The organism is Cellulomonas sp. PSBB021 (assembly GCF_002240455.1).
In the GTDB taxonomy this organism is placed as follows: Bacteria; Actinomycetota; Actinomycetes; order Actinomycetales; family Cellulomonadaceae; genus Cellulomonas; species Cellulomonas uda.
In genome coordinates, this window is record NZ_CP021430.1 from 1,038,926 (window position 1) to 1,065,502 (window position 26,577).

Genomic DNA, 26,577 nt, shown 5'->3' on the forward strand with positions numbered 1-26,577 from the left:
CCCGATCGGTCCACCCTATGCAATCGGCGGGCCCGAGCGCAGCCCTCCGGCCGCGTCGCGCCCCGATCGTCAGCCCGCCTCCATCGGTACCGGGCTCGCGTACGCCGGGTCGGGCAGCGTACGGACCGCGGACACCACGACCTCGTCGCGCTCCTCGACCGTCCCGGTCGCGCCCGTGCCACGGACCGTCGCCATCGCCCCGCCCGGGATCTGCAGCGCGATCGACAGCGTCGACGGGTCGCCGATCGCCGACCACACGTACGGCGGCTCGAGGCGCTCCCCGTCCAACAGCACGTCACCGCGCGTCCCCGTGAACGCCGAGCTGGCGGTGATGCGACGGTCGTTGAGCTGGATCGCCTCCGCGCCCGCGTTCCGCAGCTCCTCGAGCATGTTGAGCATCGTCACGGGCTGCAGGTCGCGGCCGGGGTCGAGCAGCGTCACCTGGACGCCCGGACCCTGCGCCGGGAGCCGGCCCGAGAGGATGCCCTGGGTGATCGCGCTGCGACGCAGCGAGTCGATCGCCGCGGCCTGACCGTCCGAGCCCGACGCGAGCCGGTCACGCTCGCCGCGCAGCTCCGAGACCTCGCGACGCAGCTGGTCACCACGTTCGGTCGTCTCGTCCAGCACGCGGACGAGCTCCGACTGGCGCAGCCCCGACAGGGCGCTCTCGTCGTTCTGGCGCACCTGCACGACGACCGCGAACCCGAGCAGCGCGCAGAGCACGCCGGCGATGATCTGGGCTCGCGTCGCTCGCGGCGCCATCGCACGCGCGAGCGTGGCCCAGCCGCTGCGGGACGGGACGTCGACCAGCGCGGCGCTCGTCGCGGGCACCGCGGCCCGCGCAGCGGCCCGCCCGTCGGTCTGCTCGTCGGTGAGCCACTCGTCGGTCGCTACGTCGTCGGTCGCTGCGTCGTCGGTCGCCGACTCGTCCGCATCCGGCTCGCCCGGCGCCACGTCGTCCGGTTCGCCGTCGGACTCGGCGAGCGTGCCGCGCGGGTCCCCCGGCAGGTCGTCGAGCTCGTCGTCGGACGGCGGCAGCGGGTCGTACAACGGGCGCGCGAGCTCGTCGTCCGACGGGACACGGGCGTCGACCGCCTCGTCGTCCACCGCCTCGTCGTCCACCGCTTCGTCGTCCACCGCTGTGTCGCCCGGCCTGTCGTCGGACGTCTCCCCGGACACGTCGTCGGGCACGTCGGCGGGCGTGCCGTCGAGCTGGTCGTCGAGCGCGTCGTCGATGACACCGTCGTCGACGACAACGTCGTCGAGGACCCCGTCGTCCGACACTCCGTCCTCGTACGACGCGGGCACGGCGGCCTGGTCGTCGGCGGGCTCGGGCGGCCGGGGCGCGTCGTCGTCCGTCGGGGGCGTGTCGGCGAGCGGGTCGAACACCGCGGGCACGACCGCGTCAGGGGCCGCCGGCCGGGCGCGGTCCTCCCCCGCGGGGTCGGCGGCGGGGTCGCGAGCGGTCACGGTCAGGCCTTGAACAGGTGGCGACGGATCGACGCGGCGTTGGAGAAGATGCGGATGCCGAGGACGACGACGACGGCCGTCGAGAGCTGGCTGCCGACCCCGAGCTGGTCGCCGAGGAACACGATCAGCGCCGCGACGATCACGTTCGACAGGAACGAGATGAGGAAGACGCGGTCGTCGAAGATGCCGTCGAGCATCGCGCGGACACCGCCGAAGATCGCGTCGAGCGCGGCGACCACGGCGATCGGCAGGTAGGGCTGCAGCTCGGCGGGCACGGTGGGCTGCAGGACGAGGCCGGCGACCACGCCGATCACGAGTCCGATCACCGCGATCACGGCTGTCCCTCCCCAGGCTCACGCACGGTTGCCACCTGCGGCTCGGCGGGCAGCGCGGCCGCGTGCGTGGCCGACCCTGCCACACGCGCCCCGCGGGACGAAACCGACCGGCTCGGCGCGTCGCCCGCCCGGCGGTCCGCCGTGGCGTCGAGCGACGCCACGTCGGCGGTGCCGGCGCCCTGGCCGAGCGTGCCGTCGGTGATCGGGCCGGGTGTCGTGCGGTCGTCGGCGGCCGGCGGCGTCGGACGCAGCGCGTCGGGCAGCGCGTCGTCGGGCACGGTCGCGTGACGCAGCGTGACCTGCCCGGCACCGGGCAGCGAGAGCTCGTCCTGCCGGGAGATGTCCACGCCGATGCCGTAGGTGGTGCGCAGCGCGGTGAGCAGCTGGCCGGCCGTGTCCCGGGCGAGGCCGGTCTGGAGCTCGACCGGGTTGCCGAGCGCCTCGACGCGGTACGGACCGGACAGCGGCACGAGGTCGACGAGCACCGCGCTGCCGGCGCTGCGGATCGCGGTCGTGGCCGTCACACGCTGGTCGTTGATCGCGATCGCCTCGGCACCGGCGGACCACAGGCCGTTCACGAGGATCTGGAGGTCGACGTCCTGCACGCGCGCGTCGTCGTCGCCCGCGTCCGGGTCCGCGTCGGGGGCGTCCGAGAGCTCGACGCGCAGCCCGGAGCCGGCCACCGGCACCTGACCGGCCTCGACGACGCCGACCGCGGCCGCCTCCTGCAGCGAGGTGCTCTCGGGCCCGACGAGCGCGGACTGCAGCGCGGTGATGTTCGAGCTGAGCGCGGCGACCTCCTCCTGCAGCGCGGCGGCCTCCTCGCTCCGGTCGACGATGCTCGACTCGAGCAGCTCACGCGCCTCCTGCGCGGCCGCGGTCGGCTGGTGGAGGGCGATCGCCGCGGCGGAGCTGGCGAGGCCCACCCCGACGGCGACGACGAGGACCACGGCCCGGCGCGCGGCGTACGGGCGCGTCGCGTTCCCGGCCGCGCGGCGCGCCGCCACGAGCGCGTACCCCTCGTCGAGGGACGAGCTGTAGACCTCGTTGAGCAGCGTCATCGACGCGTCGGGCCGCCGCCCGCCGCGCTCCGCCGTGGTGTGCCGCGTCGTCACGCGGGGGCCTCACGCGTGGGCGGGGCGTGCAGCAGCCGGCGGGCCTGGAGCAGGTACAGCGCACCCGCGAACCAGTACAGGCCCACGCCCCACAGCGCGAACGCCCATCCGGCGACCTCCGCGACCGTGCCGACCCACGAGTCCCACGACGCGAGGAGCAGGAGCGGGAACGCGTACAGGAGGGCGAACGTGCCGGCCTTGCCCGCGAGGTGCACCTGAGGCGGCGGGTAGCCCGCGCGCCCGAGCGCGATCAGCATGACCCCGAGCACGACCTCGCGCGCCAGGATCACGACGAGCAGCCACAGCGGCACCACGTCCCGCCAGACGAGCCCCACGAGCGTGACGGCGATGAACAGCCGGTCCGCCGCCGGGTCGAGGAGCTGGCCGAGCCGGCTGACCTGACCGAGCCGACGGGCGAGCACGCCGTCGAGCCAGTCGCTCGCCCCGGAGACCGCGAGGACCACCACCGCCCAGCCGTCCCGACCGGACGCGATGAGCACGCCGAACACGGGGACGAGCAGCAGTCGCGCGAAGCTGATGGCGTTGGGCACCGTCAGGACGCGCGTCGTCACGGCCGGACCTTCGCCGTGGTCGTCCCGGGTGCCCTGCTCTGCCTGCTCCGTCACGCGGTCGCCGCTCCCTCGTCGTGTGCGGGCCCGATCTTATGCGGCCCGCACGCGACCCCCGCGCACCCGCGCGGCGCGCGTGCGAGGCTGTCGACGTGCACACCAACGACCCGGACGTGATCGACCGCCTGCTGCGCTCCCCCGGCCGGTGGGCCGTCGTCGGGCTGTCGCAGAACACGTCCCGAGCGGCGTACGGCGTCGCGGCGTACCTGCAGCAGCTCGGCCACGAGATCGTGCCGGTGCACCCGTCCGCGGCGACCGTGCACGGCGCCCCGGGGTACGCGACGCTCGACCAGGTGCCGGGTGACCTCGACGTCGTCGACGTGTTCGTCAACGCGGGCCTCGCGGGCGGTGTCGTCGACGAGGCGATCGCGCGCGGGGCGCGTGCGGTCTGGCTGCAGCTCGACGTCGTCGACGAGGCCGCGGCGGCCCGGGCGAGGGACGCCGGGCTGGACGTCGTGATGGACACCTGCCCCGCGATCGAGGGTCGCGCCCGGGGCCTGTGACCGCACTCTGCGGACCGGTGTGCGCGAACTCACCCGGATCCCGTCCGGCCGTGGCCTGCGCCGGGACGCCCGTGGCGGGTAGGCTGTCGCCGATCGCGGAGTTCGTCGCGTCCCCCAGAAGTTCGAGTCGACCGATGCCCTGGCTGCCAGCCGGAGTCGCGTCGCATACGTGAGGCACCTGCAGTCACCTGCCGGGTGCGTGTCGGGGCTGCGACAGCCGTGCGCCATCCGGGCGCCGGTTCAGTCCTCCCTCGAACGGAACGGCCTTCCATGTCGCTGCCCTCGGGCACCCGTGCGCCTTCGCACGTCCTCACCGACCCCTCGACCGACGCGGGCACCCCCGTGCCTGCCGGTCCCGACTCCCCCGTCGCCCCGTCGGGGCCCACGTTCGACGACCTCGGCCTGCCCGCCGCGCTGCACCGCGCGGTGACGGACCTCGGCTTCACCACCCCGTCGGCCATCCAGCAGCGCGCGGTCCCGGCCCTGCTCGGCGGGCGTGACCTGCTCGGCGTCGCGCAGACCGGCACCGGCAAGACCGCCGCGTTCGGCCTGCCCCTGCTCGCCGCGGTCGACCCCGCGCTGCGCGCCGTGCAGGCCGTCGTCCTCGCCCCGACGCGCGAGCTCGCGATGCAGGTCGCCGACGCGATCTCGTCGTTCGCGAAGCACCTGCCCGGCGTCGACGTCGTCCCCGTGTACGGCGGCTCGCCGTACCTGCCGCAGCAGCGTGCGCTGCAGCGCGGTGCCCAGGTCGTCGTCGGCACGCCCGGGCGTGTGATCGACCACCTCGAGCGCGGGTCGCTCGTGCTCGACCAGGTGCGGTTCCTGGTCCTCGACGAGGCCGACGAGATGCTGCGCATGGGCTTCGCGGAGGACGTCGACAAGGTCCTGTCGCGAGCACCGCGGCAGCGTCAGGTCGCGCTGTTCTCCGCGACGATGCCGACGCCGATCCGACGTGTCGCCGAGCAGCACATGGTCGACCCGGTCGAGGTCACGGTCGCCCGCCAGTCCTCGACCGTGACGAGCGTGCGCCAGACCTACGCGGTCGTCCCGTTCCGGCACAAGGCCGGCGCGCTCGCGCGCGTCCTCGCGGTCACCGACGCGGACGCCGCGATCGTGTTCGTCCGCACGCGGGGCAACGCCGAGGAGCTGGGTTCCGCGCTCGTGGAGCGCGGGGTGTCCGCGGCGTACATCTCGGGCGACGTGGCCCAGGGCGAGCGCGAGAAGATCGTCGAGCGGTTGCGCAGCGGCGCGCTCGACGTGCTGGTCGCCACGGACGTCGCGGCGCGCGGGCTCGACGTCGAGCGCATCGGCCTCGTCGTCAACTTCGACGTGCCGCGCGAGCCGGAGACGTACGTGCACCGCATCGGTCGCACCGGCCGTGCGGGCCGCGACGGCACCGCGCTCACGTTCGTCACACCCGCCGAGCAGTCGCGACTGCGCACCATCGAGCGCACCACGCGCACGTCGCTCGAGCAGGTCACCATCCCGTCGCCCGCCGAGGTCAGCGCGCACCGCGTGCGCACGCTGCTGGAGCGCGTGCCGCAGCGCACGTCCGCCGGTCGCCTGGACGTGTACCGCGCGGCCGTCGCGGACCTCGTGCGCGAGGACCCGGGCGCCGACCTGGCCGACCTGCTCGCCACCGTGCTCGCGCTCGCCGTCGGCGACGAGGGCCCCGGCGCTGCCGACGACCTCGACGACGCGCTCGCGCGTGCCGCGGCCGCCCCGTCGCACGACCGGGTCGGCGCGTCCCGCGACGGAGCCCCGCCGCGCGAGCGTCGCCGCACGAGCACCCACATCGCCGGCGGTCCGCCGCGGTGGCGCGTCGCCGTCGGGCACCGCGACGGCCTCCAGCCGGGCGCGCTCGTCGGCGCGCTCACGGGCGAGGGCGGCCTCACGGGCGCGGACGTGGGCAAGATCGACATCTTCCCGAGCTTCGCGCTGGTGGACATCCCCGGCGGCCTGTCCGCCGAGGCCGTCGACCGGCTGTCCCGCACGCGCGTCGCCGGACGCCCGCTGCGGATCCGGGTGGACTCGGGCCCGCGTGGCAGCCACGGCGACTCCGGGCCGCGCGGCGGTCACGGTGCGAGCCGCGCCGGGCACGCCCCGTCGCGCGCGCGCTCCTGACACCCCGCGTTCCTGACACCCCGCGCTCCTGACCCCTGGGGTGCGGCGCGGGACCCGGCGCCGCACCTGACACTCGGACGGCCTCGCCCTTCCCGGGCGAGGCCGTCCGCGTCCGGTCACAGGTGCGTGCGCACCGGCCCCGCCGCCGCGCGTGCCAGCGCGATGTCGGCCTCGCGCAGCACGGCCGACGCGTCGGCGCAGCCCCGCACGCTCGGCACGACACCGACCCGCACGCGCTCGCCCAGCTCGGCCTCGAGCGAGTCGATCACGCGGCGCACGCGCATCGGCACGCCCGCGCCGGCGGTGTCCTCCAGCAGCAGCGCGATCTGGTCCTCCGCGATGCGCGCCGCGGTGTCGCCCGCGCGGACCGCGGCCTGCAGCCGCTCGGCGAGCTGTCGGACCGAGACCGTGGGCTCGCCGCGCGAGACCTGGTCGAGCCCGGGCAGCCGGACCACGACGAGCGCGCAGTCGAACTCGTGCACGCGGTGGGCCCGCACGACCGCGCCGCCGAGCCGGTCGAGGAACAGCAGCCGGGTCGCGAGGCCCGTCTCGGACTCGCGCAGCGCGTCCTGCTGCTGCGCGATCTCGGACTGCTTGCGCTCGGTGACGTCGACGATGGTCCCGACGACGCGCGCGGGGCAGCCGGCGTCGTCGAGCACGGTCATCGCGCGGCACATCAGCCAGCGGTAGTCGCCGGTCGCGGAGCGCACGCGGTGCTCGAGCTCGAGCGTCGTGTCGACCCCGGCGAGCGCGGCGGCGATCGCGGTCGAGACCTCGTCCCGGTCCGCCGGGTGCACGCGCTCGAGCCACTCGGTCGGCGAGGAGCCCACGGCGTCGTCGTCGTAACCGAGCGTGCGCTTCCAGCGTGGCGAGTAGTAGACCGTGCCGGCCGAGACGTCCCAGTCCCACGTGCCGTCGTCGGCGGCCATCGACGCGAGCGCGTAGTGCTCCTCGCTCGCCCGGACCGCGTCGGCCAGCGCACGCTCGCGGGCGGCGGCCTGCTCGAGCTGCACGCGCTGCTCGTGCAGCGACTCGAGCATGCTCTGCTGGTCGAGCGCGACCGCGAGCAGCGCGGCCCAGTGGTTGGCGCGGTCCCGGGCCGTGGTGGACCGGGCGTCGACGGCGCCCTCGAGCGCGAGCAGCCCCCAGTCGCTGTTCCCGCAGGTCACAGGCACGACGAATGTCGCCTCCGCCGTCATGCCGCCACGCAGCATCGCGGCGGGCGGGAACTCCGCGGCGACCGTGCGGCTGCCGACGAGCCGCGCGAGCCCGCCGGACCCGTCCCGGACCCCGACGATCTCGAGCGGTCGGTCCGGGCCGGACGAGCCGTCCGCCCACAGCGCGAGGCACGCACGGCCGCGCAACGAGCGCGGCAGCCAGTCGAGCGTGCGCGGGTCGGCGCCGTCGCTGCGCAGCAGGTCGGTCGCGACCTCGTACTGGTGCACGAGGGTCGACTCGAGCCGCCCGGCGCGCTGCAGGAGCGCGGCCGTGCAGCCGCGCGTCAGGGCGAGGATGACCTCGGTCGTCGCGGACTCGACGGCCTCGCGGGCGCGCGCGTCGAGCTCGTCGCCCGCGAGGAGCGCGTCGTGCGCCCGCCGCACGACCGCGACCAGGAGCTCGAGAGCGTCCGGGTAGGGCTGCAGGCCGGTGGTGAGCTCGGTGAGGCGGGACATCGCGAGGTCCTCGGGCAGCACTCCCCCGCGGGCTGCGGTGAGCGGCTCGACGACCGCGCGCCACCACGCCTCCTGCGGCGACCGCCGCTCGTGGCGCTCGCCGCCGCGCACCCCGCGGCCGTCGGTGTGGCTGTCGCGGTGCCCGCGCGCGGCGTGCGGGGCCGGCACGGTGACCCGTCCGCCCGCGAACGCGGTGCGCACCAGGTCGAGCAGCTCGTCGCGCCAGTCGGTGCCCGAGTCCTCGATGCGGCGCAGCGGCGTGCACCCGCACGACTCGCGCACGACGAGCGACGTCGGCGTCCGGTGCTCGCCGACGGGCACCGCCTCGCCGCGCAGCCGCGCGAGCAGGAGGCGGACGGCGGCCTCGCCGACGCGGTCGAAGTGCGCGTCCACGGTGGTCAGGCGCGGCGTGAGCCGGGCGCCGAAGTCGGCGTGGTCGAACGCGACCACCGCCTGGTCGCGCGGGACCGACAGGCCGGCCTGGCGCAGCCCGGCGACGAACCCCGAGGCGTTGCGGTCGGTCGCGACGACGACCGCGGTGGTCCGCATGCCGTCGGCGAGCATGAGCCGGGCGGCGGCCTGGCCGCCGGCCTCGTTGTTGTCGCTCGCGGGGTACACCCAGCCGTCGTCAGGGGCGATGTCGTTGGCCAGCAGCGTCTCGCGGTAGGCCTCGAACCGCTCTCTCATGTCCCGCTGGTCGAGACAGCCGATGAACCCGATGGACCTGTGACCGTGCGCGACCAGGTGTTCCACGGACGCGCGCACGCCGTGCGCGTTGTCGGGCAGCACCACCGGCGCGGTGCCCGTGGACTCGTCCTCGCTGACCAGCACGACCGGGATCCCGGAGTGCTCGAGGGCGAGGAGCCGGTCGGCGGGCAGGGCGCCCGAGAGCACCACGAGACCGTCGACCGCGTCGATCGCCACGGGGACGTCGTCCGAGGTCACGACGGGTTCCCGCTCGAGTCCGGCCCGGTACGTCTGGACCGCGACGACCCGGTGCCCACCTGCCCTGCACGCGCGGGCGACCCCGGCGATCACCGCGCCGAAGTAGAAGCCCCCCACGACGGGGGCGAGTACGCCGACCGTCCTCCGCGCCGGCCCGGGGAGGGTCCCCCGCCGCGCTGGTGTCGCTGCCGTCACCGGTCACCCCGTCCACATCGTCGGAGCCGAGATGATGCCATTCGTCCGCATCGGGCGACAGACTAGGTGATCGTGGCAACTCCGGCAGCCCCCAGATCAGGACGACGACCGACCATCGCCGACGTGGCTCGCGCCGCGGGCGTGTCGACGGCGGTCGTGTCGTACGCCCTCAACGACCGACGCGGCGTCTCCGTGGCGACTAGGGAACGCGTGCTGCGCGTGGCCGACGAGCTCGGCTGGCGCCCCAACCCCGCCGCGCGCTCCATGCGTGCGGGCGCCCAGGCCGTGGGCCTCGCGGTCGTCGCCGGCGAGACGTTGCACGGCGCGCCCGTGCTCGACGTCGTCGCGGTGCTGCAGCGCGCGCTGCACGACCGCGGGCTCGGGGTGGACCTGCGGGTGGTCCCCGACGTGGCCGCGGCGGCGGAGCTGTACCGCCGGTGGGGTGCGGAGCGGCGGTGCGAGGTCGTCGTCGTCCCCGAGGTGCGCTCCGACGACGTGCGCCTGCGCGCCGCGACCGAGGCGGGGCTGCGGCCCGTGGCCATCGGACCCGTCGGCGTCGCGCCCGGTCTCGCGGCCGTCGAGGTGGACGACGAGGAGGCGTATGCGCGTGTCGCCCGCTACCTGCGGGGCCTCGGGCACGCCCGGGTGGCGCTCGTGGCGGACCCCGCGGACCGGCTGCGCACGGCCGCGTGCGAGCGGGGCATGCGCGAGGGTCTCGGCGACGGTGACGTGTCCGTGGACGTCGTGGTGACGGACGGCAGCGTCGAGGGTGCGGCGGGCGCGACCCGACGGCTGCTCACGCAGTCGGTGCGGCCGACGGCGGTGGTGCTGGCGAGCGACGTCATGGCGCTCGCGGGGCTGGACGTGGCACGTCGCACGGGCCTCGTCGTGCCGTGGGACGTGTCGGTCGTGGCGGGTGCGGACAGCGTCCTGTGCCGCCTGGCGACGCCCGCGCTCACGAGCCTGCCCGCGCTCGCGCACGACCTGGGTGCCGCGCTCGCGGCGGCGGTGACAGGGACGCTGGACGCCGGTGGCGACGGCGAGCCGACGCGCGTCCCGCTCGCGGTGGGCGCCCTCGCGGTGCGTGGGAGCACGGCTCCCCACGCACACTGAGCGCCGCCCCGCGGGGTGGCCGGGGTCCTCGGCGCGCTCCTCGGGTGGTCCACGGACGCGGGACGAACCGTGACGGACCCCGCTGAACCGTGTCACGGAACCGCTTCCGGAGGCGTCCCGTATCGGCGAATCGATTAGGGCCTCCCCCGGAGAACGCACGCGTGGTGGGTTGAGTCCTGGTCACCGACGACCCCGGCGACCCTCGCCCGCGCACTGTCGCGCGGGAGTGCCGTTCGACCACACGGAGGACCACGTGTCCCGACACGGACCCAGCGTCGCCAGGCGGCGCCGTCGTACCGTCGGCGCAGCCACGACGGCCGCACTCGTCGCAGTTCCCCTCACCCTGTCGTTCCTGTCGCCGGCCTCGGCTGCCGAGGCCCGGGTCGACAACCCCTACGCCGGGGCCGTCCAGTACGTGAACCCGACGTGGGCGAGCTCGGTGCGCGCGTCGGCGGCCAAGCAGAGCGACGCGTCGCTCGCGGCGAAGATGCAGACCGTCGCCAAGCAGCCGACGGCGGTCTGGATGGACCGCATCAGCGCGATCACCGGCAACGCCGACGGCAAGGGCCTGAAGTTCCACCTCGACAACGCGGTGCAGCAGCAGAAGGCCGCGGGCAAGCCGCTGGTCTTCAACCTGGTCATCTACAACCTGCCGGGGCGTGACTGCTACGCGCTCGCCTCGAACGGCGAGCTGCCCGCCACGGACGCGGGCCTGGCGCGGTACCAGAGCGAGTACATCGACCCGATCGTCGCGCTGCTCGGCAAGCCCGAGTACTCGAACCTGCGCATCGCCGCGACGATCGAGCCGGACTCGCTGCCGAACCTCGTCACCAACATCAGCGAGTCTGCGTGCCAGCAGGCGGCGCCGTACTACCGCCAGGGCGTGAAGTACGCGCTGGACAAGCTGTACGCGCTGGGCAACGTCTACAACTACATCGACATCGGCCACTCGGGCTGGCTCGGCTGGGACTCGAACGCCGGCCCCGCGGCGAAGCTCTTCGCCGAGGTCGCCAAGTCGACCGTCGCCGGTTTCGCGTCGATCGACGGCTTCGTCTCCGACGTCGCGAACACCACGCCGCTCGAGGAGCCGTTCCTCACCGACCCGACGCTCTCGCTCGGTGGCAACCCGATCCGCTCGAGCAAGTTCTACGAGTGGAACAACGACTTCGACGAGGTCGACTTCACGGCGCACATGCACCGGCTGCTCGTCGCCGAGGGCTTCCCGACGAGCCTCGGCATGCTCATCGACACGTCGCGCAACGGCTGGGGCGGCCCGAACCGTCCGACGAAGGTCTCGACCAGCACCAACGTCGACACCTACGTCAACGAGTCGCGCGTCGACCGTCGCGTGCACCGCGGCGCGTGGTGCAACCCGCTCGGCGCGGGCATCGGCGAGCTCCCGAAGGCGTCGCCGTCCGGCTACACCGCGTCGCACCTCGACGCGTTCGTCTGGATCAAGCCCCCGGGTGAGTCCGACGGTGCCTCGACGGACATCCCGAACGACCAGGGCAAGCGATTCGACCGCATGTGCGACCCGACCTTCGTCTCGCCGAAGCTGTCGAACCAGCTCACGGGCGCCACGCCCAACGCGCCGCTGGCCGGCCAGTGGTTCGAGGACCAGTTCGTCACGCTCGTGAAGAACGCCTACCCGGCCATCTCCGGCTCCGACGACCCGGGCCCCGACCCGACCGACGAGCCCACGGACGACCCGACCGACGACCCGACGGACGACCCCACGGACGACCCGACCGACGACCCGACGCAGGACCCGGTCGACACGCAGGCGCCGACGGCGCCCAGCGGCGTGACGGCGGGCACGGTCACGGAGACCTCGGTGGCGCTGTCCTGGACCGCCTCGACCGACAACGTCGGCGTGACGGGCTACGACGTCTACCGCGGTGGCACCAAGGTCGGCTCCTCGACCGGCACGACGTACTCGGACACCGGCCTGACCGCCGCGACCGCGTACTCGTACACGGTGCGGGCCAAGGACGCGGCGGGCAACGTCTCGCAGCCGTCCTCCGCGCTGTCGGTCACCACGAAGTCGACCACCACGACCGGCTCGTGCAAGGTCGTGTACAACGCGTCGAGCTGGAACTCCGGCTTCACCGCGTCGATCCGGGTCACCAACACCGGCACGACCGCGCTGAACGGCTGGACGCTGACGTTCCAGTACGCCAACGGCCAGACGCTCCAGCAGGGCTGGAGCGCCGACTGGAGCCAGTCCGGCTCGACCGTGACCGCCAAGAACGCCGCGTGGAACGGCTCGCTGGCCCCCGGCCAGACCACCGACATCGGCTTCAACGGTGCGCACAACGGCACGAACAACGCTCCGACGGGCTTCACGCTCAACGGCGCCACCTGCTCGTGACCTGACCCGCGGGCGGTCGTGCTCCGGCACGGCCGCCCGCGGCTCGTCCCCGCCGTCGCCCGCCGACGGCGGGGACACCACCGAACGCCCCCACCTCACGCCTCGACGAGGAGAACCGTGTCCGCTCCCGTTTCCGTGACCCGTCGCCGCACGTTGCGTGCGCGCGTGGTCGCCGGCATCGCCGCCGTCGCGGCGCTCGCCGCTCCCCTGGCGGTCGCCGCCGCGAGCCCGGTGGCAGCCGCTCCCACCAGCGACTGGCTGCACACGCAGGGCAACAAGATCGTCGACGAGTCCGGCAAGGAGGTCTGGCTCACCGGCGCCAACTGGTTCGGCTTCAACGCCACCGAGCGCGTCTTCCACGGCCTGTGGGCCGTCAACCTCGAGGACGTCACGCGCTCCATGGCGGAGCACGGCATCAACATCGTCCGTGTGCCGATCTCGACCCAGCTGCTGCTCGAGTGGAAGGCCGGCAAGGCAGCGGTCTCCTCGGGCGTGAACACCTACGTGAACCCCGAGCTCGTGGGGAAGACGTCACTCGAGGTGTTCGACCGCTTCCTCGCGCTCTCGGAGAAGTACGGCCTCAAGGTCATGCTCGACGTGCACAGCGCCGAGGCGGACAACGCCGGCCACTTCCACCCGGTGTGGTGGAAGGGCACGGTGACCGTGGACGACTTCTACTCCGCGTGGGAGTGGGTCACCGCCCGCTACAAGAACAACGACACGCTCGTCGCGATGGACATCAAGAACGAGCCGCACGGCACCGCGAACTCGTCCCCGCGCGCGAAGTGGGACTCCTCCACCGACCAGGACAACTTCAAGAACCTGTGCCAGGTGACCGGGCGCAAGATCCTCGCGATCAACCCGAACGTCCTCATCCTGTGCGAGGGCATCGAGGTGTACCCCAAGCCGGGCGTGTCCTGGACGTCGACCAACAACAAGGAGTTCTACGGCACGTGGTGGGGCGGCAACCTGCGCGGCGTCACCGACCACCCGGTCGACCTGGGCGCCAACCAGGACCAGCTCGTGTACTCCCCGCACGACTACGGGCCACTGGTCTTCGAGCAGGACTGGTTCCAGAAGCCGTTCACCAAGGCGACGCTCGAGGCGGACGTCTGGGACCCCAACTGGCTGTTCATCCACAAGAAGAACATCGCGCCGCTGCTCGTCGGTGAGTGGGGCGGCCGGGTCGGCCAGGACGAGCGGCAGGACCGCTGGATGACCGCGCTGCGCGACCTCATGATCGAGCGCCGCATCTCGCACACGTTCTGGTCGCTCAACCCCAACTCGGGTGACACGGGCGGCCTGCTGCTGGACGACTGGAAGACCTGGGACTCGGCCAAGTACGAGCTCCTCAAGCCCGGCCTGTGGCAGGACGGCGGCAAGTTCGTCGGACTCGACCACCAGGTGAAGCTGGGCGGCCCGAGCAGCACGACCGGCAAGTCGCTCAGCGAGGTCGGCGACCGGCCCGACCCCACCGACGACCCGACTCAGGACCCGACGGACGACCCCACGCAGGACCCGACGGACGACCCGACGCAGGACCCCACGGACGACCCGACGCAGGATCCGACGGACGACCCGACGACGGTGCCCACGGGCTCGTGCACGGTGACCTACCAGGCCAACGCGTGGAGCACCGGGATGTCGGTCGGGGTCAAGGTCAAGAACACCGGGACCAGCGCGCTGTCCGGCTGGTCGCTGCAGTTCACCCTCCCGGCCGGGCAGAAGCTCGAGCAGGGCTGGAGCGGGACCTGGTCGCAGTCCGGCCAGACCGTGACGGTGACGAACGCCACCTGGAACGGCACGCTCGCCGCGGGCGGGACGGTCGAGGTCGGGTTCAACGGCACCCACACCGGCTCGACGACCGCACCGAGCGCGTTCACGCTCAACGGCGCGGCCTGCACGACCGCCTGACCGGCGGCCACGATCGGGCGCCGGTGGTGGGAGGAGACGGCTCCCCCGCCACCGGCGCCGTCCACCGTCCCGCCCCGCGGAGCCGACGACCGCGGGGCGGGACCGACGTCCGCGGTCCGACGAGCATGCGCACGTTCGTCGGACCGCGGTCGGCTCAGCGGTGCGCGGCGAGCGCGGCGCGCGTCGCGTCGAGCAGGTCGTCCACGTCCTGCTCGGTCGTGTCGAACGCGCACATGAGGCGCACCGTGCCGTGCGCCCAGTCGTAGAACCGCCAGCGTCGGCGCAGGTCGTCGGCCACGGCAGGCGTGAGTCGCGCGAACACGCCGTTCGCCTGGGCGGGGTGCAGCAGCTCCACCCCTGCGTCCTGCAGGCCGGCGGCGAGCCGGGCCGCCATCGCGTTGGCGTGCGCGGCGGAACGCAGCCACAGGTCGCCCTCGTAGAGCGCGACGAGCTGGGCGGACAGGAAGCGCATCTTCGAGGCGAGCTGCATGTCCATCTTGCGCAGGTACGGCAGGCCGGTCGCGACGGCCGGGTCGAGCACCACGACGGCCTCCGCGAAGAGCGTGCCGTTCTTGGTGCCACCGAGCGACACGACGTCGACGCCCGCGTCGGTGGTGAGCGCCCGCAACGGGACCCCGAGCGCCGCGGCCGCGTTCGCGAGGCGCGCGCCGTCGACGTGCACCGCGAGCCCGAGCGCGTGCGCGTGGTCGGCGACCGCGCGGATCTCGTCGGGCGTGTAGACGGTCCCGACCTCGGTCGACTGGGTCAGGGACACGACGCCGGGCTGCGCGCGGTGCTCGTCGCCGAACCCCCACGCCTCGCGGTCGACGAGCTCGGGCGTGAGCTTGCCGTCGGGTGTCGGCACCGGCAGCAGCTTGATCCCGGCGACGCGCTCGGGCGCGCCGTTCTCGTCGGTGTGGATGTGCGCGTCACCGGAGCACACCACCGCGCCCCACGGCGGCAGGACCGCCTGCAGGCTCAGGACGTTCGCGCCCGTGCCGTTGAACACCGGGAACGTCTCGGCCTGCGGGCCGAGGTGCTCCCGCACGACGTCCTGGAGCCGCGCGGTCCACGCGTCCGCGCCGTAGGAGGTCTCGTGCCCGCCGTTCGCGGCGACGAGCGCGGCCATCACCTCCGGGTGCGCGCCCGCGTAGTTGTCGGACGCGAAGTCGCGGCGTGCGGGGTCGTGCGCCGGCGCGGGGTCGGTGCTCGAGGTCGGGTCCGTCGTGGGGTGCGCAGTCACGGCTCCAGTCTCCCTCGCCGCACGCCGTGGTCGGTGGGCCCTCCTCGCCGCGCGCGTGGGCGCGTCGTGCGGGATGATCCAGCCCGACCACGAGGAGGGCTGGTGCGCCACACGGACCGCGACGAGACGTTCACCGAGCGCATGGACCGCAACTGGGACGAGCTCCTGCAGGAGCTGCGAGTCACGCAGACGGGCGCGCAGATCCTCACGGGCTTCCTGCTCACGATCCCGTTCCAGCAGCGCTTCGCGGACCTGGACGCCTACCAGCAGGACCTGTACCTGGTCCTCGTGGTGCTCGCGATCCTCGCGACCGCGCTCATCGTCGCGCCGGTGAGCCTGCACCGGGTGCTGTTCCGCAAACGCATGAAGGAGGAGATCGTCGACGCGGGCAACGTGCTCGCCCGGCTCGGTCTCGCGGTCCTGGCGCTCGCGATCGCCGGCAGCGCGTCGTTCGTGTTCGACGTGGTGCTCGACCGCGTCGCGGGCGTGGTCGTCGGTGCCGTGGCGCTCGTCGTGCTCGCGCTCTGCTGGTGGGTGCTCCCGCAGGTCCTCAGGCGGCGCAACGTCGCCCGGGAGGACGCGGACGCGGCCGCGGTGCCCGACCGCAGCTGACGCCCGCCGCGGGCAGGACGAAGGCCCGGCCCCCTGCTCGGGGTGCCGGGCCTTCGAGGGGGCTCGGTCAGCCCTGGACGGCGCGCTTGAGCGTGCTGCCCGCGGTCAGCTTCACGCGGTGGCCGGCGGGGATGTCGAGCTTCTCGCCGGTCTGGGGGTTGATGCCCGTGCGCGCGGCGCGCTCGGCGCTCCCGATCGCCAGGAAGCCGGGGATCGAGACGGTCTCGCCGGCGGCGAGCTGCTCGACGACGACGTCCTGGAACGCGCGCAGCACCTTGTCGGTGTCGGTCGCGGTCAGGCCCGCCTTGCCGGCGACGGCCTGCACGAGCTCGGTGCGGTTGAGGCTCACGTGAGTTCGACTCCTGTCTTGTCCTACGGCCGGCGGACTCGGCGGCCGCAGGCGACCCTAGCCCGGCGCGCAGGTCCCTTCGCGCACGCCGGACGTCGTGGCGTGCGATCTTCGTCACGCGTGGGTGCGGGCGAGCAGCTCCTCGACGGGCCAGGTGGTGACCACGCGGGAGGTGTCGATGCCGTGCTGCGCGGCACGCAGACAGCCGGTCAGCTGCCAGTCGAGCTGGCCCGGCGCGTGCGCGTCGGTGTCGATCGCGAAGTCGCAGCCCGCCTCGACCGCGAGCGCGAGCAGGTCGTGCGGCGGGTCGAGCCGGTCGGGGCGGCAGTTGATCTCGACGGCGACGCCGTGCTCGGCGCACGCGTCGAACACGGCACGCGCGTCGAACTCGCTCTGGGGGCGCTCGCGGCCCAGCAGGCGGCGCCCCGTGCAGTGCCCGAGCACGTCGGTCGCGGGGTCGCGGACCGCCGCGATCATGCGGCGCGTCATGGCCGCGCGGTCCATGCGCAGCTTGGAGTGCACGGACGCGACGACGACGTCGAGCTCGGCGAGCAGGTCGGGGTCCTGGTCGAGCGTGCCGTCGTCGAGGATGTCGACCTCGATGCCGGACAGCACGCGGAACGGCGTCACCGCCCGGTTCAGGGCGGCGACCTGGTCGAGCTGGGCACGCAGGCGCGCGGCGGACAGCCCGTTGGCGACCGTGAGCCGCGGCGAGTGGTCGGTGATCGCCTGGTACTCGTGGCCGAGCTCGAGGGCGGCGAGCACCATCTCCTGGATGGAGGCGCCGCCGTCGCTCGCCTCCGAGTGCGCGTGCAGGTCGCCGCGGATCGCGTCGCGCAGCGTCCGGGCGGCCGCGGCGTGCTCGCCGGCGGAGTCGAGTGCGGCGGTGACCGACTCCGTGAGCTCGCGCTCGAGCTCCGTGAGGTAGGTGACCTCCTTGCCGCGCCAGGCGAGCTCGACGACGCCCGCGGTGCGGGCCCCGACCGACGGCAGGTCGGTGAGCCCCCCGGCCGCGACGAGCGTGGCGAGGCGCCCCGGCGCCTGCTGCTCGACGACGCTCGCGGCGGAGCGGAACGCCTCGCTGCGGTAGGACGTCGCCTGCGCGCGCTCGAGCAGGAACGCGACGCGTCGCAGGGTGGCGACGGCGCGGTCGCGGCGCGCCGCGTCGTCGGCGTCCGGGGTCACCGGTGTCGCCGGCGTCACGAGGCCTTGGCCTTGGCCTTCTTGCGCGTCGGCTCGGGCGCGTCGTCGTCGGCGGGCTTCTTGCGCGTGCGCGGCTTCGTGGCGCGCTTGGCGGGTGCCGCGTCGTCGCCGTCGTCGGTGGGCGTCTCGCCGCGCGCGGAGCGGGCCTTCTCGACGCTGCGCTGCAGCGCGGCGAGCAGGTCGACGACCTCGCCGCCCTCGCCGCCCTCGGGCGCGGCGGGCTGGGGCAGGGAGCGCGTGTCGCCCGAGGAGACCTTCGCCTCGATGAGCTGGGTGAGCGCCGCCTCGTACCGGTCCTCGAACTGCGAGGGGTCGAAGTCCGAGGCGAGCGAGTCCACGAGCGACTGGGCCATGGCGAGCTCGGCGGGCTTGACCGTGACGTCCGCGTCGAGCACGGGGAAGTCGGCGGCCCGCACCTCGTCGGGCCACAGGAGCGTCTGCAGGCAGATGACCTTGCCGCGCACGCGCAGCACGGCCATGGTCTCGCGCTGCCGCAGCGCGACCTTGACGACGGCCATCCGGTCCGCCTCCTCGAGCGCGCCGCGCAGCAGCGCGTACGGCTTCGCGGCGGTCTTGTCGGGCTCCAGGTAGTACGTCTTGCCGAGCAGGATCGGGTCGACCTGCTCGGCGGGGACGAACTCGAGCACCTCGATCTCCCGCTCGGTGGCGAGCGGCAGACGCGCGAAGTCCTCGTCGGTCAGCACGACGAGCTCGCCGTCCGCGGTCTCGTAGCCCTTGGAGATCTCGTCCATCGTCACCGGCTCGCCGTCGACGCTGCACACCTTGCGGTAGCGGATGCGCCCGCCGTCGGCGGCGTGCACCTGGTGCAGCGTGACCTCGTGCTCACCGGTCGCGGCGTACAGCCGGACCGGGACGTTGACGAGTCCGAACGCGACCGCGCCCTTCCAGATCGCCCGCATCGTGCGCCTCCGTCACTCGTGCCCGCTGCCGGGGCTCGTCGCTGCTCGCCTGTCGTGTCCCACGCCTGCCCCGACCTGGGGCTCCAGCCTGCCAGGGGCGTGCCGTCCGCGCTCGTGGCGACGCGCGACGTGCACCCGTCGGGGTGCGGCCGCGCGCTCCCCCGCGCCCGCCGACCCCGTCCTGGGCAGGATGGACCCGTGCTCCCCATGCTGGCCACCCCCGCGACCTCGGGCGGTCTGCCGCGCGGTCCCGGTTGGGCGTTCGAGGTCAAGTGGGACGGCGTGCGCGCGATCGCGGACACCACGGGCCCGGTGCTGCGGCTGTGGAGCCGCGCGGAGCGCGAGGTGACGGCCGCGTACCCGGAGCTCGCGGGGCTCGCGGAGCTGCCGGACACGGTGCTCGACGGCGAGGTGGTCGCGATGGACGCGGGCATCCCGTCGTTCCCCGCGATCGCCGAGCGGATGCACGTGCGCGACCCGCGTCGCGCGGCCGAGCTCGCCCGGGTCCGGCCCGTGACGTACCTCGTGTTCGACGCGTTGCGGGTCGCGGGCGTGGACCTCGCGACCCGCCCGTACGACGAGCGGAGGGCGGCGCTCGAGGCGCTCGTGCTGCCCGAGCGCGTGGCGCTGTCGCCCGTCTACACCGACGGCGACGAGCTCTGGTCGGTCACCGCCGCGCACGGTCTGGAGGGCGTCGTCGCCAAGCGCCGCGCGTCGCCGTACCGTCCGGGCGCCCGCTCGCCCGACTGGGTCAAGGCCGCCCACCGGCACCACGTCGCCGCGCTCGTCGGCGGCTGGCGCGACGAGACGAGCGGGTCCGGTCGCCTGGGCGCGCTGCTGCTCGGCGCGCGCGACGCGACGGGGGCGCTGCGGTACCTCGGGCGGGCGGGCAGCGGCCTGACGGGCGCCCTCGCGCGACGTCTGCACGACGAGGTCGTGCCGCTCGCCGCGGCCACGAGCCCGTTCGACGACGAGGTGCCACGGGTCGACGCACGCGGCACGCACTGGTGCGCCCCGACGCTCGTCGTGCAGGTGCGCTACCTGACCCGCACCCCGCAGGGCCGGCTGCGCCAGCCGGTCGTGCTCGGGGTGCGCGACGACACGGTCCCCGACCCCTGGGAGGCGGCATGACCCCCGAGCGCCAGACGTTCGACGTGGGCGGCACGCAGGTGCGCGTCTCGCACCTGGACAAGGTGCTGTACCCGTCGACGGGCACGACCAAGGCCGAGCTGATCGACTACGTCGTGCGGGTCGCTCCCGCGCTGCTGCGCCAGCTCGAGGACCGGCCCGTCACGCGCATCCGGTTCCCGGACGGGGTCGACGGGCAGCCGTTCTTCGAGAAGAACGTGCCGCGCGGCGCGCCGCCGTGGCTGCGCCACCGCGTGCTGCCGGCCGCGCCGGGCAACGACGACGAGGGCACCGAGCTCGACCTGCCGTTCCTCGACGACCTCGCGGGGCTGGTGTGGGCGACCAACGCGGGCGCGCTCGAGCTGCACACCCCGCAGTGGTCGGTCACCCGCGGCGGGAAGGTGCGCGGTGCGGACCGGCTCGTCGTCGACCTCGACCCCGGCGAGGGCGCGGGGCTCGACGAGTGCACGCAGGTGGCGCACCTCGTCGCGCAGCGACTCGCCAAGGACGACCTGACGACGACCGTGCCCGTCACCTCGGGCAGCAAGGGCATGCAGCTGTACGCGCCGTTGCCCCGGCGCCGCCCCGCGGTCCAGGTGCGCCAGTACGCGCGGGACCTGGCGCACGAGCTCGCGCGCGAGCACCCGCAGCTCGTCGTGGCCGTCATGCGCAAGGACCTGCGCGGCGGCAAGGTCCTGCTCGACTGGTCCCAGAACCACCCCGCGAAGACGACCATCACGCCGTACTCGCTGCGCGGCCGGCACGAGCCGCGCGTCGCCGCGCCCCGCTGGTGGGACGAGGTGGTCCCGGGGCTCACCCAGCTCGCTCCCACCGACGTCGCGCAGCGGCTCGCGGAGCGCGGCGACCCGTTCGTGGACGGTGCGGGACGGCCGTCGCCGCCCTGACGCGCGGGTGACCTGCATGGGCAGACGCCCGGGGCACCCCCGCCGGGCGCCTGCCCCGGCGCGTCCCGGACCGGCGCGCCGGTCGGGGCCGTCTGCGATGGCGAGGTGTCGCGACGTGCGGCAGCGTGGAGTCCCGGGCCTGACCGCACGGCCCGCGACCACGAGACGAGGAGCCTGACATGGCGCGCAAGGACCTGCCGAAGTACACCGTCCCCTCGCTGACCCCGCAGGACGGCGCGGCGGTCGCGGCGATCCTCCAGGAGCGGCTGGACGCGCTGAACGACCTGGCGCTCACGCTCAAGCACATCCACTGGAACGTCGTGGGGCCGCACTTCATCGCGGTGCACGAGATGATCGACCCCCAGGTGGACGCCGTGCGCGCGATGGTGGACGCGGTCGCCGAGAGGATCGCTACGCTCGGCGTCGCACCGGTGGGAACCCCGGGTGCGCTCGTGAAGAACCGCACGTGGGACGACTACAGCATCGGCCGCGCGTCGACCACGGAGCACCTGGGCGCGCTCGACGAGGTCTACGTCGGGGTGATCACCGCGCACCGCAAGGCCGCCGCCGACACCGAGGAGCTCGACACCGTGACCAACGACCTGCTGGTCGGCCACCTGCACGAGCTGGAGCTGTTCCACTGGTTCGTCCGGGCGCACCTGGAGTCCTCGGGCGGCGCGCTGAGCACGGCGGGCGCGAGCACCGAGAAGGAGGCCGCGCGCGCGGCCTCGGGTGCGGCACGCAAGGCGTCGGCGGCCAGGTGAGCCCACGCACGACCCCCGGAGCCCGGCCCGGCGCCCGGGGCGACGACCAGCGCGGCGACGACCTGCGCGCGGTCCGCCCCGGGACGTCGCGGCCGTGCTCTGCGCACCCCGACGCGCGGCTGCACCTCGCGGCACGGCTCGAGGACGCGTTCGACCGCCGCGTCGCGGCGGTGCTGGCGCGCCGCGGCTGGACGCTGCGGATCGAGCCGTACGCCGGGTACGGCGCGCCGGGCTGGGTGCGCGTGTTCGCCCGCACGCTGCTGGCCGCGCCCGTCGTGCACGAGCAGGACCTGCCGGGTGCGGGTGCCGCGGCCCAGGCGGGTGCGCGTCCCGCGGCGGCGGTGCGCGGCTGGCGGTCGTTCGCGACAGCGCAGGTCGCCGGCGCGTGGGTCGAGGTGCGCGTCGGTGACCGCGTGCACCGGGTCGAGACCGACCGCGGCGGCTACCTGGACGTGCGGCTGGCGAGCGACCTCGCGCCCGGTTGGCACGACGTGGAGCTGCGCGCGGCGGACGGCGCGCGTGCGACCGCGCCGGTGCACGTGATCGGTCCGGACGTGCGGTCGGGCATCGTGAGCGACATCGACGACACGGTCCTCGTCACCCGTCTCCCCCGCATCTTCGTCGCGGCCTGGAACACGCTCGTCCGGCACGAGAACGCCCGCGAGCCCGTCCCCGGCATGGCCGGCCTCTACGCGCGGCTCCTCGCGGGCCGGGACATGCCCGTGGTGTACCTGTCCACCGGGGCGTGGAACGCCGCGCCCGCGATCGGCCGCTTCCTGCGCCGGTTCGGGTTCCCGCCCGGCCCCATGCTGCTGACCGACTGGGGTCCGACGAACACGGGCTGGTTCCGCAGCGGCCGCGAGCACAAGCTGTCGCAGCTGCGGCGGCTCACCCAGGAGCTGCCGCAGGTGTCGTGGGTGCTGATCGGCGACGACGGCCAGCACGACCCGCAGATCTACGCGCACGCCGCGCAGGAGCGTCCCGAGCGGGTGCGCGCGATCCTGCTGCGCCAGCTGACGTTCGCGGAGCACGTGCTCGCGCACGGCCTGCCCGTCCCCGCGTCGGGCTCGGTGCGTGCGGAGGACCAGGCGTCGCGCGACGGGATCCCCGTGCTGCAGGGTGCCGACGGCTATGAGCTGCTGCGCGCGGTGCAGCAGGCCCAGATCACGCTGGAGTAGCGCACCGGGCACTGAAGTAGCGCACGCGGCGACCGCCGGACGGACGCCGCTGGGACCGGCTGCGCGGGCGGGCTCAGAGGCGGTCGGGGTCGTCCCACTCGTCGTTGCTCGACACGGGCTCGTCGTCGGGGACCAGCTCGGTGGCCCGCAGCGACCGGGGCGCCCGGCTCGGGTCTCCCCCGGACCGCGCGTCCGCGGCGGCGAGCACCGCGTCGTCGGGGGTCCGCTCGGCGATGCGCTCGGCGGCCGGGTTCGAGACGAGGTCGTGATCGCGCGGCATGCCATCGTTCTACCCGGTCGGCGGCGATCGCGCACCCGTTCGGCCACGCGAAAGACGACCTGCACCTGGCATCCGCGCTGCTCACGGCCCCGCCAGAGACCAAGGTCACATGTCGGGAAGATCACAGGTGCCTCGCGGTGAAGAATCTCGACGTCAACTTACGATCGGCTCGTGCCTTCCCGGAACACCGCCCCCGGAACTGAGCCCCGCACCGACACGGACCTGGACGTCCTGCTCGTCGGTGGGGGATCATGAGCGCGACGCTCGCGAGCCTCCTGAGCACGCTCGAGCCGTCCTGGCGGATCGAGATCCACGAGCGACGGGACGCCGTCGCGCAGGAGAGCTCCAACCCGTGGAACAACGCGGGCACCGGCCACGCGGCGCTGTGCGAGCTCAACTACACCCCGCAGCGCCCGGACGGCTCGGTCGACATCACGAAGGCCGTGACGATCAACGAGCAGTTCGAGCTCTCGCGCGAGCTGTGGCACTACCTCGCCGGCAAGGACCGCCTGCCCGGTGGCTCCGGCTTCGTCTCCGCCACGCCGCACATGACGTTCGTCCGCGGCGCAGAGGGCGTCGACTACCTGCGTCGCCGCCACGCGGCGCTGAGCAGCCACCCACTGTTCTCCGACCTCGAGTTCTCGACGGACCCGGAGCAGATCCGCCGGTGGGCTCCCCTCCTGATGGCCGACCGCGACCCCGACGAGCCGGTCGCCGCGACGCGTGCCACCGCCGGCACGGACGTGGACTTCGGCGCCCTGACCCGCTCGATGATCGACGACACGGTCCGCCGCGGCGCATCCCTGCACCTCGAGTCCGAGGTGACGCGCCTGCGCCGCCGCGCGGACGGGACGTGGCGCGTGACGCTGCGCGACCGTCGCTGGAACGGCCACCGGCGTGCGCGCGTCGTCACCGCGCGGTTCGTGTTCATCGGCGCGGGCGGCGGTGCGCTCGGCCTGCTGCAGAAGTCGGGGATCCCCGAGATCAAGGGCTACGCGGGCTTCCCGATCAGCGGCCAGTTCCTGCGCACGACGAACCCCGCGGTCGTCGCCCAGCACCACGCCAAGGTGTACGGCCGGGCCGAGATCGGCGCTCCCCCGATGTCCGTGCCGCACCTCGACACGCGCGTCGTCGAGGGCGAGACCGCGGTCATGTTCGGCCCGTACGCGGGCTGGAGCATGAAGTTCCTCAAGCACGGCTCGTGGCTCGACCTCGTGCGGTCCATCCGCCCGGGGAACCTCGTCCCGATGCTCGCCGTCGGGCTGCAGAACCTCGACCTGCTGAAGTACCTCATCAGCGAGGTCACGGCGTCGCGCGAGGCACGCTTCGCCGCGCTGCGCAGGTTCGTGCCGACGGCGCGCGCGTCCGACTGGGAGCTCATCACCGCGGGCCAGCGCGTCCAGGTCATCAAGAAGGGCAAGGGCGGCGGCGTCCTCGAGTTCGGCACCGAGCTCGTCACGTCCGCCGACGGCTCGATCGCGGGCCTGCTGGGCGCCTCGCCGGGCGCCTCGACCGCGGTCGCGACGATGGTCACGCTGCTCGAACGCTGCTTCCCGGAGCGGGTCGAGGCGTGGCAGCCGGCCCTGCGGGAGATGATGCCGAGCCTCGGCGGCGGCACCTGGGACGAGTCGTTCGAGCTGGACCGCTTGGTCGACGAGGCGTTCTCGTCCGATCATTCAGCGTGACCCCGGACGAACCCTCAGCCCCCGAGGCCGTCAGCGCCCAGATGCGCCGCGCGAAGGCGCAGGCGTTCACGGACCACACGACGGTCGGACTCGTGCGCACGGAGGCCGACGGCCGCGTGACGATCGCGTGCGCGTGCGGCATGGAGCTCACGAACGGCCCGACGTGGTCGCTCGACGAGCACATCCGCCTGCACCGTGCCGAGGCGCGCTTCCTCGCGCTCGCCGCCGTCGCGCCCGTGGGCATTCCCCGGCTCGTGCCGTGGCCGGTCCCGGGCGTCGACGCGCAGGTCTGACCCCGCGCGCCCGACGACCCTGCGCGACAGGTCAGTCGCGCACGACGACGAGCCCGTCGTCGTGGTCGTGCGGCAGCCCGAGCTCGTGCGCGCGCTCGTGCGCCTCCCGGGCCGCCATCCGCTCCGCGATGCGCGCCTGCACCTGCGGCCGGCGCAGCGGCGGGACCGTCGGTGGCGGGGTGCGGCGCTCGGGCAGCTCCGCGAGGATCGCGGCGGTCGCCGCCGCCACCGCCCGCACGGCCGCCTCGAACGGTTCACGCGTCGCGGCCGACGGTGTGCGCACCCCCGTGACCTTGCGCACGTACTGCACGGCGGCGGCCTCGATCTCGTCGTCGGTCGCGGGCGGCTCGAGGCCGCGCAGGGTCGTGATGTTCCGGCACATGTGCCGACGCTACGCCGCGGCCCGCGGGCCTGTCAGGACGCGTCCCCGCCGGGGCGCTCGAGCTCGAGCAGCGCCGCCTTCGCGGCGTCACCACCGGCGTACCGGCCCGGGGACCCGTCGGAGCGGACCACGCGGTGGCACGGCACGACGAGCGGCACCGGGTTGAGCGCGCACGCGGTCCCCACGGCCCGCACGGCGCGGGGGCGCCCGGCCGCGGACGCGACCTGGGCGTAGCTGGCCGTGCGCCCGTAGCCGATCGTCGGGAGGTGCTCGACGACCGCACGCCGGAACCCGGTCGCGAGGCGCAGGTCGACCGGCAGATCGAACCGGTGGCGGGCGCCCGAGAAGTACTCGTCGAGCTGACGTGCGACGTCGTCGAGCCTGCGGGGCGCCGCCAGCACGCGCGGGCTGACGCGCGCCGCGAGGTCGGCCAGCACGGCGTCGTGGTCCTGCACCGCGAACGCGACGCGGACCAGCCCGACCGGGGTGGCCGCGAGCAGCAGGGTGCCGACCGGGGCGTCGAGCGTCCGGTACGCGACGTCGAGCAAACCCGCGTCCTGCGCGCGTGCGACGAGCCGCGCGTGCAGGTCGGCGATCGCCCGCTCCCCCGGTTCCGGCACGGCCGCCAGCAGGCGCGCGGTCTCGTCGTCGACGGTGCTCATGACCGGTCTCCTGTCTGCGGGAGGGCGGCGCGGTCGCCGTCCTGCTCGTCGTGCCACCACCGCGGCGCCGTGCGACGCAGGGCCGCGACGCCGTCGGCCGCCGCCCGCCGTGCGGCCTCGACGCTCCCGCCGAGCTCGGCGGCGACCTCGGCGTACGGCAGACCGGCGAGGTGGTGCAGCGTGACCGCGTGCCGCTGCTTGTCGGGGAGCGTCGCGAGCGCGCCCCACAGGTCGAGGTCGCGGTGCCGGTCGCTCGCGGGCGCGTCCGGCAGGTCACCGACGGGTACCGCACGCCGCCGGGTCGCGCGCCACACGTCGATCGACCTGCGGCGTGCGATCGTCACGAGCCACGCCTCGACGTTCGTCCCGGGCTCGAGCGTGGGCCAGGCTCGCAGCGCCGCGAGGAACGTCTCGGCCCACGCGTCCTGCGCGTCGTGCGGTCCGACGACCGCCCGGCACACGCGCAGCACGGTGGCACCGTGCGCGCGCACGACCTCCTCGAACGGTCCGGGCATGGTCACAGTGTGCAGACGTCGCAGCCCGTCGCGGCGTGAGGTCCGTGCGTGGACCGCGCGCCGGGGCGCGG

24 protein-coding genes and 1 pseudogene are annotated in these 26,577 nt (G+C 74.4%); 12 read left to right on the plus strand and 13 right to left on the minus strand.

Features of this window, described 5'->3' with window-relative positions; genetic code table 11:
- Positions 1-69: 69 nt before the first annotated feature.
- From CBP52_RS04675 to CBP52_RS04690, 4 genes are read right to left on the minus strand one after another with little or no spacing between them, the layout of a single operon-like run.
- A complete protein-coding gene (locus tag CBP52_RS04675; protein ID WP_094180026.1) occupies positions 70-1,470 on the minus strand; it encodes a DUF881 domain-containing protein in 1,401 nt (466 codons plus the stop codon).
- Positions 1,471-1,472: 2 nt separating this feature from the next.
- The gene (locus tag CBP52_RS04680) at positions 1,473-1,805 is read right to left on the minus strand and encodes a small basic family protein (protein WP_094180027.1); all 333 of its coding nucleotides are present in this window, start codon (positions 1,803-1,805) and stop codon (positions 1,473-1,475) included.
- On the minus strand, positions 1,802-2,920 hold the full coding sequence (locus CBP52_RS04685; protein WP_232514656.1) for a DUF881 domain-containing protein: 1,119 nt from the start codon (positions 2,918-2,920) through the stop codon (positions 1,802-1,804). Before CBP52_RS04685 ends, CBP52_RS04680 begins: the two co-directional genes overlap by 4 nt.
- Complete coding sequence (locus CBP52_RS04690; RefSeq protein ID WP_232514657.1) at positions 2,917-3,546, minus strand: CDP-alcohol phosphatidyltransferase family protein; 630 nt, start codon at positions 3,544-3,546, stop codon at positions 2,917-2,919. Before CBP52_RS04690 ends, CBP52_RS04685 begins: the two co-directional genes overlap by 4 nt.
- A 95-nt stretch (positions 3,547-3,641) precedes the next feature.
- Between CBP52_RS04690 and CBP52_RS04695 the strand changes: the two genes are divergently transcribed.
- Both CBP52_RS04695 and CBP52_RS04700 read left to right on the plus strand, forming a co-directional pair.
- Entirely contained in the window at positions 3,642-4,052 is a 411-nt protein-coding gene (locus CBP52_RS04695; protein WP_369826295.1) for a CoA-binding protein, read from the plus strand.
- Between the two features lie 270 nt (positions 4,053-4,322).
- Positions 4,323-6,176: a DEAD/DEAH box helicase gene (locus CBP52_RS04700; RefSeq protein WP_094180029.1), complete on the plus strand. Its 1,854-nt coding sequence runs from the start codon at positions 4,323-4,325 to the stop codon at positions 6,174-6,176.
- Positions 6,177-6,292: 116 nt separating this feature from the next.
- Here the strand turns inward: CBP52_RS04700 and CBP52_RS04705 are convergent, their stop codons facing one another.
- Entirely contained in the window at positions 6,293-8,911 is a 2,619-nt protein-coding gene (locus CBP52_RS04705; protein ID WP_232514658.1) for a substrate-binding domain-containing protein, read from the minus strand.
- Positions 8,912-9,112: 201 nt separating this feature from the next.
- On the opposite strand from CBP52_RS04705, the gene CBP52_RS04710 reads away from it, so the two are divergent.
- The 3 genes from CBP52_RS04710 to CBP52_RS04720 all read left to right on the plus strand — a co-directional run bounded on the left by CBP52_RS04710 (position 9,113) and on the right by CBP52_RS04720 (position 14,387).
- On the plus strand, positions 9,113-10,102 hold the full coding sequence (locus tag CBP52_RS04710; RefSeq protein WP_232514659.1) for a LacI family DNA-binding transcriptional regulator: 990 nt from the start codon (positions 9,113-9,115) through the stop codon (positions 10,100-10,102).
- Between the two features lie 253 nt (positions 10,103-10,355).
- Positions 10,356-12,473, plus strand: a complete 2,118-nt coding sequence (locus tag CBP52_RS04715; protein WP_094182157.1) for a glycoside hydrolase family 6 protein — start codon at positions 10,356-10,358, stop codon at positions 12,471-12,473.
- Between the two features lie 117 nt (positions 12,474-12,590).
- Positions 12,591-14,387 (plus strand): cellulase family glycosylhydrolase, encoded by a 1,797-nt coding sequence (locus tag CBP52_RS04720; protein ID WP_094180031.1) that lies wholly within the window; start codon positions 12,591-12,593, stop codon positions 14,385-14,387.
- 154 nt (positions 14,388-14,541) lie between these two features.
- Here the strand turns inward: CBP52_RS04720 and CBP52_RS04725 are convergent, their stop codons facing one another.
- Positions 14,542-15,630: a low specificity L-threonine aldolase gene (locus tag CBP52_RS04725; RefSeq protein ID WP_094180032.1), complete on the minus strand. Its 1,089-nt coding sequence runs from the start codon at positions 15,628-15,630 to the stop codon at positions 14,542-14,544.
- A 141-nt stretch (positions 15,631-15,771) separates the two neighbouring features.
- Here CBP52_RS04725 and CBP52_RS04730 point away from each other — a divergent pair, with 141 nt between their 5' ends.
- Complete coding sequence (locus CBP52_RS04730; RefSeq protein ID WP_094182158.1) at positions 15,772-16,242, plus strand: DUF6328 family protein; 471 nt, start codon at positions 15,772-15,774, stop codon at positions 16,240-16,242.
- Between the two features lie 67 nt (positions 16,243-16,309).
- Here the strand turns inward: CBP52_RS04730 and CBP52_RS04735 are convergent, their stop codons facing one another.
- From CBP52_RS04735 to CBP52_RS04745, 3 genes are all read right to left on the minus strand, one after another.
- Complete coding sequence (locus CBP52_RS04735) at positions 16,310-16,591, minus strand: HU family DNA-binding protein (RefSeq protein ID WP_094180033.1); 282 nt, start codon at positions 16,589-16,591, stop codon at positions 16,310-16,312.
- 114 nt (positions 16,592-16,705) lie between these two features.
- Positions 16,706-17,794, minus strand: coding sequence for a PHP domain-containing protein (locus CBP52_RS04740; RefSeq protein WP_304441734.1), 1,089 nt, complete (start codon positions 17,792-17,794; stop codon positions 16,706-16,708).
- Positions 17,791-18,714, minus strand: coding sequence for a Ku protein (locus CBP52_RS04745; protein WP_094180034.1), 924 nt, complete (start codon positions 18,712-18,714; stop codon positions 17,791-17,793). The genes CBP52_RS04740 and CBP52_RS04745 overlap by 4 nt, the downstream gene beginning before the upstream one ends.
- Positions 18,715-18,921: 207 nt before the next feature.
- On the opposite strand from CBP52_RS04745, the gene ligD (CBP52_RS04750) reads away from it, so the two are divergent.
- From ligD (CBP52_RS04750) to CBP52_RS04765, 4 genes are all read left to right on the plus strand, one after another.
- Positions 18,922-19,845 (plus strand): non-homologous end-joining DNA ligase, encoded by a 924-nt coding sequence (gene ligD, locus CBP52_RS04750; protein ID WP_094182160.1) that lies wholly within the window; start codon positions 18,922-18,924, stop codon positions 19,843-19,845.
- Positions 19,842-20,747 carry a non-homologous end-joining DNA ligase gene (gene ligD, locus CBP52_RS04755; RefSeq protein WP_094180035.1) on the plus strand — a complete coding sequence of 302 codons (906 nt, stop codon included), beginning with the start codon at positions 19,842-19,844 and terminating at the stop codon, positions 20,745-20,747. The genes ligD (CBP52_RS04750) and ligD (CBP52_RS04755) overlap by 4 nt, the downstream gene beginning before the upstream one ends.
- 179 nt (positions 20,748-20,926) lie before the next feature.
- A complete protein-coding gene (locus CBP52_RS04760; RefSeq protein WP_094180036.1) occupies positions 20,927-21,511 on the plus strand; it encodes a Dps family protein in 585 nt (194 codons plus the stop codon).
- A complete protein-coding gene (locus CBP52_RS04765) occupies positions 21,508-22,689 on the plus strand; it encodes an App1 family protein (protein WP_094180037.1) in 1,182 nt (393 codons plus the stop codon). The genes CBP52_RS04760 and CBP52_RS04765 overlap by 4 nt, the downstream gene beginning before the upstream one ends.
- A gap of 73 nt (positions 22,690-22,762) precedes the next feature.
- Here the strand turns inward: CBP52_RS04765 and CBP52_RS04770 are convergent, their stop codons facing one another.
- On the minus strand, positions 22,763-22,969 hold the full coding sequence (locus CBP52_RS04770; RefSeq protein WP_094180038.1) for a hypothetical protein: 207 nt from the start codon (positions 22,967-22,969) through the stop codon (positions 22,763-22,765).
- A gap of 171 nt (positions 22,970-23,140) precedes the next feature.
- Here CBP52_RS04770 and mqo point away from each other — a divergent pair.
- Both mqo and CBP52_RS04780 read left to right on the plus strand, forming a co-directional pair.
- Positions 23,141-24,654: pseudogene (gene mqo / locus CBP52_RS04775) on the plus strand (malate dehydrogenase (quinone)).
- Positions 24,651-24,947: a hypothetical protein gene (locus CBP52_RS04780; protein ID WP_369826296.1), complete on the plus strand. Its 297-nt coding sequence runs from the start codon at positions 24,651-24,653 to the stop codon at positions 24,945-24,947. Before mqo ends, CBP52_RS04780 begins: the two are co-directional and overlap by 4 nt.
- A gap of 31 nt (positions 24,948-24,978) precedes the next feature.
- Here CBP52_RS04780 and CBP52_RS04785 read toward each other — a convergent pair whose 3' ends face one another.
- Genes CBP52_RS04785 through CBP52_RS04795 form a run of 3 tightly spaced genes read right to left on the minus strand, consistent with a single transcriptional unit; the run spans position 24,979 to position 26,506 of the window.
- Complete coding sequence (locus CBP52_RS04785; RefSeq protein WP_094180041.1) at positions 24,979-25,329, minus strand: DUF2277 domain-containing protein; 351 nt, start codon at positions 25,327-25,329, stop codon at positions 24,979-24,981.
- A 32-nt stretch (positions 25,330-25,361) separates the two neighbouring features.
- Positions 25,362-25,991: a methylated-DNA--[protein]-cysteine S-methyltransferase gene (locus tag CBP52_RS04790; protein ID WP_094180042.1), complete on the minus strand. Its 630-nt coding sequence runs from the start codon at positions 25,989-25,991 to the stop codon at positions 25,362-25,364.
- The gene (locus tag CBP52_RS04795; RefSeq protein WP_094182161.1) at positions 25,988-26,506 is read right to left on the minus strand and encodes an RNA polymerase sigma factor; all 519 of its coding nucleotides are present in this window, start codon (positions 26,504-26,506) and stop codon (positions 25,988-25,990) included. The genes CBP52_RS04790 and CBP52_RS04795 overlap by 4 nt, the downstream gene beginning before the upstream one ends.
- Between the last annotated feature and the right edge of the window lie 71 nt (positions 26,507-26,577).